General features: G+C 74.0%; 23 protein-coding genes. 15 read left to right on the top strand and 8 right to left on the bottom strand.

All coding sequences use genetic code 11. The features are described 5' to 3' along the window. A partial coding sequence (locus tag ACFV04_RS20015; RefSeq protein ID WP_380530680.1) for a DMT family transporter occupies window positions 1–1,000 on the bottom strand: 1,000 nt, incomplete at its 3' end. A gap of 48 nt (window positions 1,001–1,048) precedes the next feature. On the opposite strand from ACFV04_RS20015, the gene ACFV04_RS20020 reads away from it, so the two are divergent. The 5 genes from ACFV04_RS20020 to ACFV04_RS20040 all read left to right on the top strand — a co-directional run bounded on the left by ACFV04_RS20020 (window position 1,049) and on the right by ACFV04_RS20040 (window position 4,255). After that, window positions 1,049–1,603, top strand: coding sequence for a MarR family winged helix-turn-helix transcriptional regulator (locus tag ACFV04_RS20020; RefSeq protein ID WP_380530683.1), 555 nt, complete (start codon window positions 1,049–1,051; stop codon window positions 1,601–1,603). A gap of 103 nt (window positions 1,604–1,706) precedes the next feature. Beyond that, entirely contained in the window at window positions 1,707–2,228 is a 522-nt protein-coding gene (locus ACFV04_RS20025; RefSeq protein ID WP_380530686.1) for a DUF6328 family protein, read from the top strand. Between the two features lie 648 nt (window positions 2,229–2,876). Beyond that, window positions 2,877–3,479, top strand: coding sequence for an AAA family ATPase (locus tag ACFV04_RS20030; RefSeq protein WP_380530689.1), 603 nt, complete (start codon window positions 2,877–2,879; stop codon window positions 3,477–3,479). 169 nt (window positions 3,480–3,648) lie between these two features. Beyond that, complete coding sequence (locus ACFV04_RS20035) at window positions 3,649–3,810, top strand: hypothetical protein (RefSeq protein ID WP_380530692.1); 162 nt, start codon at window positions 3,649–3,651, stop codon at window positions 3,808–3,810. A gap of 19 nt (window positions 3,811–3,829) precedes the next feature. Continuing rightward, window positions 3,830–4,255, top strand: a complete 426-nt coding sequence (locus ACFV04_RS20040; RefSeq protein WP_380338309.1) for a hypothetical protein — start codon at window positions 3,830–3,832, stop codon at window positions 4,253–4,255. Here ACFV04_RS20040 and ACFV04_RS20045 read toward each other — a convergent pair. Then, window positions 4,170–4,400, bottom strand: a complete 231-nt coding sequence (locus ACFV04_RS20045) for a DUF6191 domain-containing protein (protein WP_380338227.1) — start codon at window positions 4,398–4,400, stop codon at window positions 4,170–4,172. The two genes, ACFV04_RS20040 and ACFV04_RS20045, sit on opposite strands and share 86 nt — an antisense overlap. A gap of 273 nt (window positions 4,401–4,673) precedes the next feature. Here ACFV04_RS20045 and ACFV04_RS20050 point away from each other — a divergent pair, with 273 nt between their 5' ends. Then, window positions 4,674–5,507 (top strand): hypothetical protein, encoded by an 834-nt coding sequence (locus ACFV04_RS20050; protein WP_380530695.1) that lies wholly within the window; start codon window positions 4,674–4,676, stop codon window positions 5,505–5,507. Between the two features lie 160 nt (window positions 5,508–5,667). Here ACFV04_RS20050 and ACFV04_RS20055 read toward each other — a convergent pair whose 3' ends face one another. The 3 genes from ACFV04_RS20055 to ACFV04_RS20065 form a co-directional block, all read right to left on the bottom strand. Continuing rightward, entirely contained in the window at window positions 5,668–6,135 is a 468-nt protein-coding gene (locus tag ACFV04_RS20055) for an NUDIX domain-containing protein (RefSeq protein ID WP_380338232.1), read from the bottom strand. 75 nt (window positions 6,136–6,210) lie between these two features. Beyond that, window positions 6,211–6,459 (bottom strand): hypothetical protein, encoded by a 249-nt coding sequence (locus tag ACFV04_RS20060; protein WP_380530698.1) that lies wholly within the window; start codon window positions 6,457–6,459, stop codon window positions 6,211–6,213. Continuing rightward, complete coding sequence (locus ACFV04_RS20065) at window positions 6,459–6,659, bottom strand: hypothetical protein (protein ID WP_380530701.1); 201 nt, start codon at window positions 6,657–6,659, stop codon at window positions 6,459–6,461. Before ACFV04_RS20065 ends, ACFV04_RS20060 begins: the two co-directional genes overlap by 1 nt. A gap of 118 nt (window positions 6,660–6,777) precedes the next feature. Here ACFV04_RS20065 and ACFV04_RS20070 point away from each other — a divergent pair, with 118 nt between their 5' ends. The 4 genes from ACFV04_RS20070 to ACFV04_RS20085 all read left to right on the top strand — a co-directional run bounded on the left by ACFV04_RS20070 (window position 6,778) and on the right by ACFV04_RS20085 (window position 8,470). Next, window positions 6,778–7,614 carry a DUF5753 domain-containing protein gene (locus tag ACFV04_RS20070; RefSeq protein ID WP_380530704.1) on the top strand — a complete coding sequence of 279 codons (837 nt, stop codon included), beginning with the start codon at window positions 6,778–6,780 and terminating at the stop codon, window positions 7,612–7,614. After that, entirely contained in the window at window positions 7,598–7,807 is a 210-nt protein-coding gene (locus ACFV04_RS20075; RefSeq protein WP_380530707.1) for a DUF397 domain-containing protein, read from the top strand. Before ACFV04_RS20070 ends, ACFV04_RS20075 begins: the two co-directional genes overlap by 17 nt. 83 nt (window positions 7,808–7,890) lie before the next feature. Further along, a complete protein-coding gene (locus ACFV04_RS20080) occupies window positions 7,891–8,091 on the top strand; it encodes a DUF397 domain-containing protein (RefSeq protein ID WP_380530710.1) in 201 nt (66 codons plus the stop codon). Between the two features lie 175 nt (window positions 8,092–8,266). Then, entirely contained in the window at window positions 8,267–8,470 is a 204-nt protein-coding gene (locus ACFV04_RS20085) for a DUF397 domain-containing protein (protein ID WP_380530713.1), read from the top strand. Window positions 8,471–8,661: 191 nt separating this feature from the next. On the opposite strand, the gene ACFV04_RS20090 is transcribed toward ACFV04_RS20085, so the two are convergent. Beyond that, window positions 8,662–8,832 (bottom strand): hypothetical protein, encoded by a 171-nt coding sequence (locus tag ACFV04_RS20090; RefSeq protein ID WP_380530716.1) that lies wholly within the window; start codon window positions 8,830–8,832, stop codon window positions 8,662–8,664. A 261-nt stretch (window positions 8,833–9,093) separates the two neighbouring features. Between ACFV04_RS20090 and ACFV04_RS20095 the strand changes: the two genes are divergently transcribed. From ACFV04_RS20095 to ACFV04_RS20105, 3 genes are all read left to right on the top strand, one after another. Continuing rightward, window positions 9,094–9,297, top strand: a complete 204-nt coding sequence (locus ACFV04_RS20095) for a DUF397 domain-containing protein (RefSeq protein ID WP_380530719.1) — start codon at window positions 9,094–9,096, stop codon at window positions 9,295–9,297. 480 nt (window positions 9,298–9,777) lie between these two features. Further along, a complete protein-coding gene (locus ACFV04_RS20100) occupies window positions 9,778–10,089 on the top strand; it encodes a DUF6191 domain-containing protein (RefSeq protein WP_380530722.1) in 312 nt (103 codons plus the stop codon). Between the two features lie 440 nt (window positions 10,090–10,529). Beyond that, entirely contained in the window at window positions 10,530–10,967 is a 438-nt protein-coding gene (locus ACFV04_RS20105; protein WP_380530725.1) for a glutaredoxin domain-containing protein, read from the top strand. A 46-nt stretch (window positions 10,968–11,013) separates the two neighbouring features. Here the strand turns inward: ACFV04_RS20105 and ACFV04_RS20110 are convergent, their stop codons facing one another. Then, entirely contained in the window at window positions 11,014–11,559 is a 546-nt protein-coding gene (locus tag ACFV04_RS20110; RefSeq protein ID WP_380530728.1) for a cysteine hydrolase family protein, read from the bottom strand. 72 nt (window positions 11,560–11,631) lie between these two features. After that, complete coding sequence (locus ACFV04_RS20115; protein WP_380338267.1) at window positions 11,632–12,072, bottom strand: MarR family winged helix-turn-helix transcriptional regulator; 441 nt, start codon at window positions 12,070–12,072, stop codon at window positions 11,632–11,634. A gap of 151 nt (window positions 12,073–12,223) precedes the next feature. Here ACFV04_RS20115 and ACFV04_RS20120 point away from each other — a divergent pair, with 151 nt between their 5' ends. Both ACFV04_RS20120 and ACFV04_RS20125 read left to right on the top strand, forming a co-directional pair. Then, window positions 12,224–12,577 carry a VOC family protein gene (locus tag ACFV04_RS20120; protein WP_380338270.1) on the top strand — a complete coding sequence of 118 codons (354 nt, stop codon included), beginning with the start codon at window positions 12,224–12,226 and terminating at the stop codon, window positions 12,575–12,577. 648 nt (window positions 12,578–13,225) lie between these two features. After that, a complete protein-coding gene (locus ACFV04_RS20125) occupies window positions 13,226–14,026 on the top strand; it encodes a hypothetical protein (RefSeq protein WP_380530732.1) in 801 nt (266 codons plus the stop codon). Window positions 14,027–14,243 lie beyond the last annotated feature (217 nt).

A 14,243-nucleotide genomic window follows, 5' to 3' on the forward strand; every position in this document is an offset into this window, starting at 1 on the left:
GCGCGGGCGCGGTCCCGGCTCCGGCAGGCGCGGGCGCGGTCCCGGCTCCGGCAGGCGCGGGCGCGGTCCCGGCTCCGGCAGGCGCGGGCCCGGCTTCGGCGGGCGCGGCGGCCCGGGCGCGCGGGCGTCCGAGGAGGATCCCGGCGGCCACCAGCGCCAGCCCCACTCCCTGCCGCACCCCGAACGGGTCGCCGTCCAGCGCGGTGCCCAGCAGCACCCCGGCCAGCGGGTTGAGCAGTCCGAGCAGGCCCACCGTCCCGGCCGGCAGGTGGCGCAGTCCGGCGAACCAGCAGGCGAAGGCGAGGGCGGTGGCGATCAGGGTGGTGTAGGCGAAGGCAAGCAGGGTGGGGGTGTCCAGGGGCGGGGGCGCGCCCTCGGCGGTGACGGCGAGCGGCAGCAGCATCAGGCCGCCGGCGGTGAGCTGCCAGGAGGTGGCGGCGAGCGGGTCGGCGCCCTCGCGCCAGCGGGCGGCCAGCACGTAGCCGACGGAGGAGACGAGCATCGCCCCGGCCGAGGCTGCCAGGCCGGTCCAGCCGATCCCGCCGCCCGCACCCCCGCTCCCGCCTCCGCCTCCGCCTCCGCCTCCGCCTCCGCCGAGCAGGGTCAGCGCGACGCCGGCCAGGCCCGCCACCGCCCCCGCGAGGTGGGCGCGGTGCGGGCGCGGGCCGGCCAGGGCCCAGGCGGTGAGCAGCATGGCGAGCGGGGAGGCGGCCATGACGGTGGCGGCGGCGCTGGTGGGCAGCAGCTGGGAGGCGAGGTAGAGCAGGACGAAGAAGACGGCGGTGTTGAGCAGGCCGAGCAGGGCGCTGCGCCACCACCAGGGGCCGCGGGGGCGGCGGCGGGCCAGGGCGAGCAGCAGCAGTCCGGCGGGCAGGGCGCGCAGGACGGCGCCCCACAGGGGGCGGTCGGCGGGCAGGTAGGTGTGGGTGACGTAGTAGTTGGCGCCCCAGGCGAGCGGGGCGAGGGCGGTCGGCAGTACCCAGCGCGCATTGGCTTCCATGGAAGACAATATAGCTTCCTTGGAAGCTACTCGCGCTACACTGGCCACATGGAGCACTCGGAGCACTCGGAGCAGCAGCCCGCCGCCGGTCACGGCGACCACGTCGCCCGGATCCAGGCCCAGTGGCGGCGCGAACGCCCCGACCTCGACGTCTCGCCGCTCGCCGTCATCGGCCGCCTGCACCGCCTCGCCGACCGCCTGACCGCCGAACTCACCCTCGTCTACCAGCGCTACGGCCTCAGCGAGGGCGAGTTCGACGCACTCGCCGCACTGCGCCGCGCCGGCGCCCCGTACGAGCGGGCCCCCGGCGAACTCGCCGCGCACACCATGGTGACCACCGGCGCCATGACCAAGCGGATCGACCGCCTGGAACGCGCCGGACTGGTCACCCGCCGCACCGACGAGGACGACCGGCGCGGGCGCGTCGTCGCCCTCACCGACGCCGGCCTGCGCCTGATCGACGAGGCGTTCACCACCCACATCCGCAACGAACACCGCCTGCTCGCCCACCTCGCCCCCGAGGAGGCCGCCGCCCTGCAGACCCTGCTCACCGCCTGGCAGACCCGCCTGGACGGCACCGGGGAGCCGGGCGACGGCCGGTGACCGCACCGGGCCCGCACGCCCGTCCGGCGCCGCCTCCCGTCACCTGCCGCCTGCCGCCCGCCGCTGCCCGTCCGCCGCGCCGACGCCAGCGACAATGTGACCCATGACCAGCACACCGCCGCCTCCGGACCCACCGTCGCCCTCCGCCCCTCCCCCGCCGGGCTGGGAGAACCCCGCCGTCCGGGCCGACCGGCGCCTGGTGGAGATGCTGCAGGAACTGCGGGTGCTGCAGACCGGCGTGCAGATCGTCTTCGCCTTCCTCCTCGGCATCGCCTTCACCCCGCGCTTCGCCGAACTCACCGACCCCCAGCAGGACATCTACATCGCCACCCTGCTGCTGACCGTCGTCGCCGCGGCCGTCCTCGCCACCCCCGTCGCCCTGCACCGCGGCCTGTACCGCCACCCCGGCAAGGCCCGGATCGTCGACGTCTCCGCCCGCATCGCCCAGGGCGGCCTGCTGCTGCTCGCCTCCGCGCTGACCGGCGCCGTCCTGCTGGTCCTCGACGTCGTCCTCGGCACGGCGGTGGCGGTACCGATCGCCTGCGTCATCGCGCTGATCTTCGCCGTTCTGTGGTTCGTCCTGCCCTGGGCCGTCCGCCGCGCCACCACCCACGACCACACCTGACGCCCGCACAGCCGCGCAGCCACCCAGCCGCACAGCCCCGCAGTCCGGGAGCGGCCCGCCCGCTTCCGCCGCCCGCGCTGGGGAACGCGGGCGGCGGACCACGGACCGGGCCTTGGGCCGGCTGCCGACGCCGGGGGCCGGGCCGGGAAGGCGCACCCACACGCCGCCTTCCCACCCTGCAGAGCCCACCGGCCCCGCGAACCGCTTACCGCCCCCGGCGCCCCTCGCGCCCCGCACCGGGGGCGGAGGCGAAGGCGTCCACCGAGGCGGCGACCCGCAGGCCGGGTTCGGGGCCCGCCCGGCCGTCACACGGGCGCAGGCCTCATCGCCCCCGACGGCTCGGACCGGGTGCACCCCGGCCCGGTGGCGGGCCCCGACGAACGACCGGCCGAACCGGCCGTCCGGGCCCTCACCGCCTGGGCCGCCGGAGCTACCGGGGTCGCCGGAGCCGTCGGGGCCGCCTGGGCTGCCGATGGCGCACCCTGCCACGAGTGCCACGACCGCCCGCAGGCTCGCACACAGGATCCGGCCGGCCGCCGCGCCGCGCGGGCCCGCCCCTGCCGCCCGGACAGCCCGCCGCCCCGGCCGGACCACCCGCGGGCCACCCCGCCGGACCCGGCCGCACCCCCGCCCGCCTACCGTGACCGCATGCACACCGACGACAGCCCGTGGGACGTCCTGCTGATCGGCGGCGCCTCCGGGATCGGCAAGAGCCGCGCCGCCGCCCACCTCGCCGCCCGGCACGGGGCGTTCACCGTGGAGTTCGACGACGTCGTCGCCGCCCTGCAGGCCGCCACCACCCCGGCCACCCACCCCGGCCTGCACCACTTCTCCGCCCCGGACGGCACAGGGCCCAGGAGCGCCGACCGCGTCCTGGAGCTGCAGATCGCCACCGCCCACGCCCTGGACGAGGCCCTGCTCGGCGTCGTGCGCAACCGCCTCACCGTCGACGTGCCCGCCATCGTCGAAGGCGACTACCTCACCCCGGCCGCCGCCGCCCGCGCCACCGCCGAGGCCACCGGCCAGGGACACCGGGTGCGGGCGGTCTTCCTCCACGAGGGCGACCCGGCCCGCATCGCCGCCAACTACGCCGACCGCGAGCCCGACGGCGGCCCGCAGCCCGAGCGTGCCGCCGTCAGCGCCCGCTACTCCGCCTGGCTCGCCGCCCAGGCCGCCGCCCACGCCCTGCCCGTGGTCGACTGCCGCCCGTACGCCACCCTGCCCGCACGCCTCGCCGCCGCCCTGGCCTGACCGGCCCAGGGGTCCCCGGCGCGGGGCCCCCGGGCCAGGAGCCGGATCAGCACTCCTCGATGTCCGAGATCGGCCTGCTGCTCGGGTCGCTCTGCACCGCGAGCCGGGTGTGCCCGGCGTCGGGGCCGATGTCCCGCCACCGCCGCGCCGAGCCGTCCGGGCCGCCCCGGTGTCCGCACTGTCCGCGACCGCGGGCTTCATCCCGCTGCACGCCGTGTGGGCACTCGGCGTCCCGCTGTGGGCCGACGAGGCCAAGTTCCGCGACTGGTACGCCGGCGGCGGCCAAGCCTGCTCACCCTGGGCGCGATGGCCGCGCTCGCCGGCGTCCTGACACTGAGCCTGGTGCGGCCGTGGGCGTGGTGTTCCCGGGCTGGGTGCCGCTCGCCGGCGGACGCCGGGTCCCGCACCGGACCCTGGCCGCCACCGCGTTCACCGTCGCGACGTTCCTGCTGCTGTACACCGCCTGGGCCGCCGCACTGACCGTCGTACAGTGGAACGAGCCGGGCATCTTCAGCCGCTGGATCGTCGTCTACGGCATCCCGCAGTTCCTGCTCTGGGGCTTCGTCCTGCTCATCGCCGCACGTTCCTACCGCAGCCGCACGACGCCCCGCCCACCCGGCCCGGTGCGCTGGAACCTGTGTTTCAGAAGTGGATCTCGCGGTGAGGGAATCGCGCATGGTGCGGCGCGGGCTACCTCTGCCGTTGAACGACCGCGGTGCCGCCGTCCAAGTCGATACCTGTGCGAGGTGGGGCGCCGGCATGGTCGTCCCACCTGACCAGTCCGCCGCTGCTCGATGTGCACGCGCCGGCCGGCATTGCAGAAGGCGTGCAACTCCTCGGTCGCGGTGGCGCCGAGGCCGAGCCCGCTGCTTCGCGGCCGATCCGTTGCGTCGGCCGGCTCCGAGGATGGGCGGACGGCACTCCCAGTCCTGAACTCGACTGCGGACCGGGACGGTTGGCGTCGCGCAGGGCGGGCAGAGCCGATTCCGGGGCACCACACGACCGAGGGGGACGGATCTGATGCCTACAGCCACGCCATCGGACGGTTCGGACAGACCGGACCGGTCCCGAACTCGCGTTCCGGTCCAACCGCGGACGACTCCCGCTGAGACTGCGGCTCCACGACGGCCACGGGCCGGTCTGCTGACACAGTTCGTCCTGCAGTTCATCTACATTCCGCTGGGACTTCTGCTCGTGATCGGCTGGGTAGTCGTGCTGTTCTGGGGGGCTTCCCTCGGTGGCGGCGGTGGCAGTGGCTCTGATGCCGCCGATCTGTCCGAGATCCTGGTCGGGTTGTCCGGATCCGGGATCTCCTGGCGTCGCCTGCGCATCGAGTGGAACGGCAAGCCCGAGGAGTGGGAGCCATTCACCGAAGGACTTTTGAAGGACCGGTTCGCCAAAGCCGAGAAAAACAGCGGCTGGCGCCCGCCCGAGCTGCCGCCCAGCGGTGTGCGCCAGGCCGTCACGGGCCTCGGGCGCCACCACTACCGTGCTCTGGCCCCGACGCGGGTCGAGCAGTTGGCCAAGCAGCACGGCTGGTCGGTGGACTGGGCGAAGTGCAGGTCGGTGCAGGGACAGCTGCACCTTTTCCGCCTCATCCCGCCCCCGAAGCAGATCGGTGTACCCGATCCGTACGGGCCGCCGCCCGCGCCCCGCACGCCGTGGGGTCCGATGCGCTGCCGAGCGGTCGTTCCACTGCTCACCCTCGCCCTCGTGCCGCGGGTGCGCCTCCTGGAGCTCCGCCGCAGCCCGAACGCGTATGTGCGCCACCTGCGCAAGCACCTGGAGACACGATTCCGGGCCGAGCTGGCGCGCGAGCGCAGGAGGGACAACTACCGGTTCGACGAGGCGGGCCGGGTCCTGCGCCGGGTCAGCGTCAGGACCTGGCACTTCCGGGGCGCGGGCGCCGGAGCCGTCCTGCGGGTGGCCGCCGAACACGGCTGGAAGCTCGACCACTCGTTCCCCGCCGATCCGCAGGGCACCGTTCATCTGTGCCTCCTGGACAGTGGCCGCCGCCGGAGACGCTGACACCACGCGCGCGTGGCAGCCCGGTCCGGCCGAGCTCACCGCAGTCCCCCTCGACCGACTCAAGGTCCTCGTACGCAACCAGCTCAACGTCTGCCGTACCCGCCCGACACCCTCGACGGCTTCGTTGCCGACACCGGCCTGACCCCCGACGGACCCCGGATCAGGCCGCGCGCTGACCGTGCAGGAGGACGGGCAGGGCGCAGCCGGCCAACGCCTCGGTGATGCGGGCGAACTGGGCGGGGGCCGTGCAGCCCGGCAGGTCGTTCACCGGGACGAAGCGGGCGCCGAGCAGGCCGCTGCGGTGCTGCGGCGGAACGCTCAGGCGGGCGTCGTCGCGCACGGTGCCGCCGTCGAAGACCAGGTTGAGGCGTTCCAGGTAGCGGTCGGCGGGGGTGAAGTCGACCGCGATGATGCCGCTCAGGCGCAGGTGCAGGCCGGTCTCGGCGTGCAGGTGCCGGGCGGCCGCCAGGTGCGGCGGCTCGTTCGGCTTCGCGGCGCCGCCGGGCAGGATCATGCCGTCCATGTAGTCCGGGTCGACCAGCAGCACGTCCCCGCGCCGGTTGCGCACGAGGACGAGACAGCCCAGCCGGCACACCGGCGACTTGGCGAGGAGGCGGGGGTCGCGCATCGGGCAGTTCACTTTCTCAAGGTGGCGATGAGCACGGAGGAGAAGCCCGCCCACCACAGCAGACGGGCCAGGAGTTCAGTCGTCGTGCGTCAGACGCTCGTACCGCAGCCCCTTGCGCAACAGGTCCACGATGCGCAGCAGTTCGAGCGGCCGGGTCGAGCCCAGGTCGACCAGATAGTTGCCCGTCCGGCTCCCGTACTCCCAATCCACCGCCACCGACGGCAACTTCACCCCACCGAGCGCGAGCACCGACACCAGGTCCTCCACCACGGAGGCCACCCGCCGGCGCTGCTCGGCCGTGACCCGGGAGAGCACAGAACCCATCACCGCTCCCCCGGCCGCTTGTGGACCTCGAACACACGCCAGGCATCGTAGGCATCGTCGAAGAAGGTGAACGAGACCGGCTCCCCGGAGGCCTCGCACAGCCACTCCCCCGTGATCTCGTTACGGACCCGGTAGCGGCGCGACTCCGGGTCGAGGCGCACCCCGTACCCGTGCGAGCGGGGGATTTTGTGATTGTCCATCGGATTTGACCTTCTGCAGTCGAGCACTCACTTTCTGTAGGGAAAGGGTTGCGGAGAGATCCCCCCGTAGGGAAGCATCTGAAATCGCCAGTTCAGCACGGTTCAGTTGGGAAGCATCATGAACCGCAAGGATCTTGATCCCACGTCATCGCCCTACGCCCCCCTCGGGATGCAGCTCCGCCGCTTCCGCGACGCGACCGGGATGACCCAGGACGAGTTCGGGGAGGTCATCTCCTACTCCGGCTCCTACATCTCCAGCGTCGAACGCGGAGTCCGGCGGCCGAGCCGCCGCTTCGTGGAGATCGCCGACAAGGCGCTCGCCACCGGCGGCACCCTCGCTCTGATGCTCGACCAGCTCGAACACAGCATCCTGATAGAGGGGTTCCCCGAGTACGCCGAGCGGGAAGCCGAAGCAACAACGCTGCGACTCTTCGAGATCGGAGTCGTTGCAGGGCTTCTTCAGACCCCGGCCTACGCGGCCGCTTACGAGCAAGCCTTTGTCCGACGCGGCACTGTTACCCAACAGCAAGCTGACGAACGTCTGCGCTTTCTCCTCTCTCGCCAGGAAAGGGTCAACCGGCCAGCCGCGCCTTACATCCATGCCGTGCTTGACGAGTGGTGCCTGCGGCGCCCCATCGGCGGGCATGCCGTGATGGCCGGACAGCTGGCCCACCTGGAGCACCTGGCCAGCGAGCCGAACCTAACCATCCAAGTGACTCCGATCGACCTTGGGGAGAACCGGCCGTTCGCCCACCCGGTGACCATCCTGACCCTGCCGAACCGTTCGCTTCTGGGCTATTCGGAGACCCACCAGCGCGGCCTTCTGGAGCGCGACGCGGAAACCCTTTCGGGCTGGGCCAGGGAGTACGATCGGCTGCAGGTTGAGGCGCTGCCACTGGCCGCGTCGCTTGAGCTGATCCGCGCAGTACGGAAGGAATTTGAACGTGCATCTTGACCTATCCGGCGTTCGCTGGCGCAAGAGCACCTACAGCGGCGGCGGCGGCCAGTGCGTGGAGGTCGCTGACGGCTTCACCGGCATCGTCCCGGTCCGCGACTCCAAGGACCCGAGCGGCCCGGCACTCGTCTTCCCCTCCCCCGCCTGGCAGTCCTTCATCACCGCCGTCAACACGGGCGAATTCGACGCCTGACAGGCCTACTTCGCACCGGAGTGGGAAGTCGTCACCATCGACTTCCCACTCCGCTCGCACGGCCTGACCAGGAGGGAACCGCCATGGACCTGACCCCCATCACCACTTGGCGCAAAAGCACCTACAGCGGCGGCGGCGAGTGCGTGGAGGTCGCCGACGGCCTCACCGGCACCGTCCCGGTCCGCGACTCCAAAGACCCCGACGGCCCGGCCCTCCACTTCCCCTCCCCCGCCTGGCAAGCCTTCATCACCGCCCTCCGCGCCGGCGAACTCGACGCCCGCTGAAACCGCATGCGCCCCGCCCCGCTGTCCCGCCCCGGCGCAACGGGGCGTTTCCGGCCCTCGGCCTCTCGCGCTCGTGCCCGTGAGGGACCTCCGCGCAGCATCCCCGAGCACCCTGCACGGGAAGTCGGCCCCGCCGACTTCCCACTCCACCGCTCGATCAGGAGGGAACCCGCGCATGACCAGCAACTCCCCCACCACCTGGCGCAAGAGCACCCACAGCGGACAGGGCGGCGAATGTGTGGAGGTCGCCGACGGCCTCACCGGCACCGTCCCGGTCCGCGACTCCAAAGACCCCGACGGCCCGACCCTCCACTTCCCCTCCCCCGCCTGGCAAGCCTTCATCACCGCCCTCCGCGCCGGCGAACTCGACGCCGGATGACCATGCTTGTGTCCTGCTGCCCCCGGTCCGGGACAGCAGGACGCTCCGGCACTCGGCCTCGCGGAGGGTGTTCTGCAGCGGACAAGGGCCTGAACGGTTGCGACCGGCGGGGCGCTTGCCCTTGCCGGACTGCACTCCGCTCCGGCACGGGCGAAGACCAGCCCGCACCGAAGCGCGGGCTGCGGCCGTTGTCACTCGTCGTCGGTGCTCACCGGGACATCGTCCTCCCGAAGGAGGAGGTGCTCCTCGCCGTCGATCGTGATCTCAGTGCCTGCGTACTTGCCAGACCGGGTCTTGTCCTTGGCGGGGGCCGTCACCTTGCCGTCCTCGGCGGGCTCCGTCACCTTGTTGTCCTCGGCCATGTCTCCTCCTTCCGGTCGACACGGTGTCGACTCACACCGATCCTGTCATGACTGACCGTCACTGAGCGATCACTCTCGACCGGCCGGAGGGAGCCGTGTCCCTCGAACTCGGCGACACCACGGGCGGCCGATGTGACGGTGGATCGAGGAAGAAGCTCTCGACGGGCCAGATCGTACGAGCAGCCGGCCCCCGGACAACCCGCGTGGGAAGTCGGCCCCGCCGACTCCCACTCCACCGCCCGTTCAGGAGGCAACCCGCCCATGACCAGCAACTCCCCCATCACCTGGCGCAAGAGCACCCACAGCGGTAGCGGCGGCCAGTGCGTCGAGGTCGCCGACGGCCTCACCGGCACCGTCCCCGTCCGCGACTCCAAAGACCCCGACGGCCCGACCCTCCACTTCCCCTCCCCCGCCTGGCAAGCCTTCATCACCGCCCTCCGCACCGGCGAACTCGACGCCCGCTGACGGCAGTTGTACGCTGCCGCCCCGGCCCGGAGCAGCGACGTTTCCTTTCGACGGCTGCGGGGACCGGCCGCTTGGCCCCGCCGCCCCGCCGCCCCGCCGCCCCGGCCTCGCGGCGGCGGGGCCGTGTGCGTCAGCCGGCTGCCAGGCACCGGAGTGGGAAGTCGACCCCGCCGACTTCCCACTCCGCGCTGTCCGCGCCGTCCGCGCCTACCGGTCGGGCGGGCCGAACGGGGTGCGGTCGAAGGCTGGAGCGTCGGCGTGGGGCCGGTCTGCGGGCTGCCCGACGACGCCGGCCGGCTCGGTGGCGGCCGACGGCGACGGCACGCTGGTCGCCTTCGTCCGCCGTGACCTGTCCCCGCACGCCGCCGGGCCCACGACCCCGAGGGCCGCGACCCCGGAGCCACCCCGCCTGGAGCGCCGGGCCGCCCAGGAGTCGTGGACCCCTGTTCCGCGCCGGGGACGGCGACGATACTGGCCCCCATGGGGTTCATCGTCTTCCTCACGCTGCCCGGACTGGTGCTGCTGCTCACCGCGCTCGCGCTGGTCGACCAGGTGCTGCTGCGGGCCGGGAGGGCCGGGCTGCTGCCCTGGCGGACCGGCGCCCGGCAGGGGCAGGTGTCCGCGACCGGCTTCGAGCAGCTGCACGCCACCTTCTCGGCGGGCAAGCAACACGAGCTCAGGGAGCGGCAGTCGGCGCTGATGCTGCGCGACGACGACGAGGACGGCGCCCCGCCGAACCGCACCGGGGTGGACCTGGCCCGCGGTTCGGCGGTGATCCGGCTGCCCCGGTGATCCCTCCGAGCACCGACCGCACCGACCGCACCGACCGCACCGGCACACCTGCGGCCCCGGGCCGGGCCCCTGCCCCTGCCCCTGCCAGTAGGCGCAGCCGGGCCTGAGCCCCGTCGGTGTGCACCGGGCAGTTCGCGAACACCTCCGGCGCGGGCCCTGCCCGTCGGCGGGACGAGGGTCGGCCCGGGTCACGCAGGGCTCGTGAGGACATCGACGGTCGGCTCCCGTCGGGGTCCGGCCCACCGGGGGCCCGGAACGTGGCGAACAGCGCCCCGATATCCCGTGGTGCGCCGGGTACACCGGGTGCGCCGGGCACACCGGCCGGCATGTGTCCCCGCACGGGAAGTCGGCCCGGCCGACTTCCCGCTCCCACCGCCGAGCCCCCGCCGCACCGGTCCGGCCTGGTGTCCGGGTGCGGAGCGCCGGTAGCGTGCGCACTCATGATGCGCCCTTGGATCCTGTCGGTACTGTTCGCGCTGTGCGGCGTGGCCGTCGCGGCCTCGACGGCCGCACAGGGCAGCCCGGTGGCGGCGGCCGCGTTCCTGCTGGCGTTCACGTTGGCCGCGGCGATGAACTCGCCGCTGGTCTTCCCGAGGTCGCTCAGCGCCTCGGAGGCGCAGCGCCGTGCCGCGGCCGACGGCCGGCCGGTGGTCTTCTGGCGGCCGGGCTGTACGTACTGTCTGCGGCTGCGGCTCCGGTTGGGGCGCGATGCCCGTCGGCTGCACTGGGTCGATATCTGGCGTGACCCGGAGGGGGCGGCGGCGGTGCGGGCGGTGAACGACGGCAACGAGACGGTGCCGACGGTCTTCGTCGCGGGCCGGGCGCGCACCAATCCCCCGGTCGAGTGGGTGCGCGAGCAACTCTGCCCGTCCGTGTGACCCGGCCGGTGCCGTCCATCCTCCCCGGGGCCGCCCGGTGGGCCCGTCAGACCGGGGTGGCGAGGAGGGCGTCGGTGGCGGTGACGGTGACGCCCAGGTCGCGGAAGGCCTGGAGGGCGGCGGTGTGGGCGGGGGTGGAGAGGGCGGTGACGGCGTCCTCGACGACGGTGGTGGGGTAGCCGAGGGCGGCGGCGGTGCGGACGGTCTCGCCGACGCCGTACTCGGTGGTGATGCCCGCGACGACGAGGGCGGTGGCGCCGAGGCGGCGCAGGCGTTCGGCGAGGTCGGTGCCTTCGAAGGCGTCGATGCGGTGTTTGGTGACGACCTCGTTGCCGGGGCGGGCGTCGACCTCGGGTTCGAAGCGGGTGCGGTCGGAGTCGGGGCCGCCGTCACTGCCGTCGCCGAGGAGGTGGCGGACCAGGACCACGGGGCGGCCGGCGGTTTCGAAGGCGTTCTTGAGCCGGGCTGCGGCGCGGACCACGGCGGCGCCGGTGAGCGGGGCTGCGGGGCGGGCGACGATCCAGTGCTGGAGGTCCACCAGCACCAGGACGGTGCCGGGGGCGGGGGTGAAGGCGGCGGGGTGGTCGGTCATCGGGACTCCGTAGGGTGTCGGCCGGCGCGCAAGGGCCGTGCCGTTGGGCAGGTGCCGTTCAGCCGGTGCCGTTCAGCCGGTGCCGCGCAGGGCGGCCGTGGCGCGCTCCAGGAGCGCGCGCAGCTGGGCCTGCTCGGCCGGGTCGAGGGCGTCGGCGAGGCGTTGTTCGACGTCCCGGGCCAGGGCGTCGGCCTTCTTCGTCAGCGTGCGGCCGGTGCGGGTGAGCCTGGCCACCAGCACCTTCCGGTGGACGCTGGAGGTCTCGCGGGTGATCAGGCCCTTGGTCTCCAGGTTGGCCAGGATCGTGGTCATGGTCTGCGGCGTGACCATGCACGCGCGGGCGAGCTGGGCGCCGGAGCGGCCGGCGGACTGCTGCAGGACGAGCAGGGCGACGTACTGGGGCACCGTCAGGTCGACGGTGCGCAGCACGCGGGTCTTCTCGGCGATGAGGGCCTGTTCGGCGCGTTTGATGGCGTGGCCGAGGCGGTGCCGGATGTCGTTGTGGTCGGTCATGGTGATCGTGCCCCTCGTCCGCCCCCGGTCGTCGACTGTTCGTGTTTTACGTTATATCAGGGCCCTGACACTCCGCCAGGCCCGACCGGGGCGCCGTCCGGGGCACTGTCCGGAGCGCCGTCCGGGCGGTGTGCTGGCAGGATGGGGCGGCATGGAACGAGTGCTTGGAATCGGCGGGTACTTCCTGCGGGCCTCCGACCCGGCGGCCCTGGGCGCCTGGTACCGCGACTGCCTGGGGCTGGACGCGGACGAGCACGGGCTGTGGCAGCAGGAGAGCGGACCGACGGTGTTCGCGGCGTTCGAGTCCGGGACGGACTACTTCGGCTCCCGCGCGCAGCAGAGCATGCTCAACTTCCGGGTCCGCGACCTGGACGCGATGCTCGCGCAGCTGCGCGCCAGGGGCGCGGACGTGGCCGGGCAGACGCAGGACATGGCGGGCGTGGGCCGGTTCGGCTGGGTGACCGATCCCGAGGGCAACCGGATCGAACTGTGGCAGCCCGCCTGAGCGGCGGTGGAACACGCCGTGGCCGAACCGGCTGCGGCGTGCCCGGCCGGCCGGTGTGAGACCTGCGGAATCCGGCCCTTGAGGCAGCCCGAAGCAGCCGGTTGCACTCGGCGAGGAGACCCCGGGCCGTCCCACAGCGGAACGGCCCGGGCGAACCGGGCAGGCCGGGCGGGCCGGGGCACAGAGTGTTCGAATCACCGTCGGCCTGCGCCGCCGTGACGCACCGTCCGTGGATCACGCCGGTCCGGCTCGTCCTGTGCGGCCCGGTCGTCGCCACCGGGCCGACGGCCGGGCCGCACGTACTCCTGCGGCTGCCTAGTCGGGCCGGGCCGTGCCGGGTGCCGGGTGCACCGGGTCGGCATCCGGCACGACCCGGACGGGGCGGCGGCCGTCCGTGCGGTGAGCGACGGCAGCGGGACCGCGCCGGCGGTGTGCACGGCGGGACAGGCGCACACCGGTCCTCCCGTGGACCGGGCGTGCGGGCAGCCGGCCGGACAGCGCCCGCCCGACCGGGCGCAGCACCCGGCCACTCCGTACGGGCAGCGCCGCTGCGAAAAGCCGGTGACCCGCGGATCCGGCTGCCGGGCCGCCGGGGTTCCCGGGCCAAACCGCTGGCACCGGCGGCCCTCGGGCGGGGAGACTGCGGGGATGGACACTCCCGTACCGGACGTGCGCGTCCGCACCGTCGTGCCCGGCTACGCGGGCATGCACCCCCTGGTCGCGGACCTGGTGCTGCCCGAGGGCGCGTCGATGTCCGTGATGAGCGCGCTGGAGACCTCCCGCGAGCTGATCCGTCACTCCTACTACCGGTACGAGTTCGCCACCGTCGCCGTCACGCACGCCCTGTCCGCCGTGGAGCAGGTCCTCGCCGAGCGGCTGGCCGACGACAACGCCCCGCTGGACGAGCTGGTCCGGCGGGCCGCCGCCGCGGGGCTCGTCTCGGCCTACCTGGCGGGTGAGTTGGAGCGCGGCCTGCGGCTGCGCGAGCGGATCGCGCGGGGCGCGGCGACCAGCGCCGCCGTCAATCCGCTCAGGGCGGTCGACCTGGTGCGCGCCGTCTTCGACACCGTCGCCGCGGTGCTGGGCCCGGCGGCGGCCGAAGCGGACGGTCCGGGCGGTCCGGGCGATCCGGGCGACGCACGGGGGCCGCAGGAGCGTCTGGTCCGCCTGTGGGAGGAGCACCGCGCCGCCGCGTTCCCGGCGAGCTTCCGCGGTGTGGACATCGACGGCGCGGACCTGGTCCTCCTGGACGCCGCCCTCTCCGCCCTCGTCCTGCGCGAGCTGGAGGGCGGCCTCGACGGCGAGGGCGTCGCCGACCTGCGGGCGCGCGTCGCCGACCTCCGCGCGGTCGTGCCCCTGCTCGACGAGGAGTACTGCGCCGCCTACTTCACCCGGCTGCGCACCCTCGCCGATCTGGTGGCGGACCGTCACCTGCCGCCGGCCACGTGACCTCCCGCGGCCGGCCGGCGCCCCCTGTGCCGCAGGCGGCCGCCTGCGGCACGGGGGGCGAGGAGGGCCCGAGCGGGCGGGGCCCCGGACGAGGGCCGGGTCAGGATGCCGAGCCAGGGGCCAGGCCGGGGGCCGAGCCGCAGGCCGAGCCAGGGGCCGAGCCGGAGGCCTAGCCGCAGGCCGAGCCGGAGGCCGGGCCAGGGGCCGAGCCGGAGGC

It is taken from the genome of Kitasatospora sp. NPDC059599 (assembly GCF_042735125.1).
Classification (GTDB): Bacteria; Actinomycetota; Actinomycetes; order Streptomycetales; family Streptomycetaceae; genus Kitasatospora.

Coding starts and splice junctions, on each gene's coding strand:
- ACFV04_RS20020 (WP_380530683.1), top strand. CDS start 1,049: ATGGAGCACTCGGAGCACTCGGAGCAGCAGCCCGCCGCCGGTCACGGC.
- ACFV04_RS20025 (WP_380530686.1), top strand. CDS start 1,707: ATGACCAGCACACCGCCGCCTCCGGACCCACCGTCGCCCTCCGCCCCT.
- ACFV04_RS20030 (WP_380530689.1), top strand. CDS start 2,877: ATGCACACCGACGACAGCCCGTGGGACGTCCTGCTGATCGGCGGCGCC.
- ACFV04_RS20055 (WP_380338232.1), bottom strand. CDS start 6,135: ATGCGCGACCCCCGCCTCCTCGCCAAGTCGCCGGTGTGCCGGCTGGGC.
- ACFV04_RS20060 (WP_380530698.1), bottom strand. CDS start 6,459: ATGGGTTCTGTGCTCTCCCGGGTCACGGCCGAGCAGCGCCGGCGGGTG.
- ACFV04_RS20065 (WP_380530701.1), bottom strand. CDS start 6,659: ATGGACAATCACAAAATCCCCCGCTCGCACGGGTACGGGGTGCGCCTC.
- ACFV04_RS20070 (WP_380530704.1), top strand. CDS start 6,778: ATGAACCGCAAGGATCTTGATCCCACGTCATCGCCCTACGCCCCCCTC.
- ACFV04_RS20080 (WP_380530710.1), top strand. CDS start 7,891: ATGGACCTGACCCCCATCACCACTTGGCGCAAAAGCACCTACAGCGGC.
- ACFV04_RS20085 (WP_380530713.1), top strand. CDS start 8,267: ATGACCAGCAACTCCCCCACCACCTGGCGCAAGAGCACCCACAGCGGA.
- ACFV04_RS20090 (WP_380530716.1), bottom strand. CDS start 8,832: ATGGCCGAGGACAACAAGGTGACGGAGCCCGCCGAGGACGGCAAGGTG.
- ACFV04_RS20095 (WP_380530719.1), top strand. CDS start 9,094: ATGACCAGCAACTCCCCCATCACCTGGCGCAAGAGCACCCACAGCGGT.
- ACFV04_RS20100 (WP_380530722.1), top strand. CDS start 9,778: ATGGGGTTCATCGTCTTCCTCACGCTGCCCGGACTGGTGCTGCTGCTC.
- ACFV04_RS20105 (WP_380530725.1), top strand. CDS start 10,530: ATGATGCGCCCTTGGATCCTGTCGGTACTGTTCGCGCTGTGCGGCGTG.
- ACFV04_RS20110 (WP_380530728.1), bottom strand. CDS start 11,559: ATGACCGACCACCCCGCCGCCTTCACCCCCGCCCCCGGCACCGTCCTG.
- ACFV04_RS20115 (WP_380338267.1), bottom strand. CDS start 12,072: ATGACCGACCACAACGACATCCGGCACCGCCTCGGCCACGCCATCAAA.
- ACFV04_RS20120 (WP_380338270.1), top strand. CDS start 12,224: ATGGAACGAGTGCTTGGAATCGGCGGGTACTTCCTGCGGGCCTCCGAC.
- ACFV04_RS20125 (WP_380530732.1), top strand. CDS start 13,226: ATGGACACTCCCGTACCGGACGTGCGCGTCCGCACCGTCGTGCCCGGC.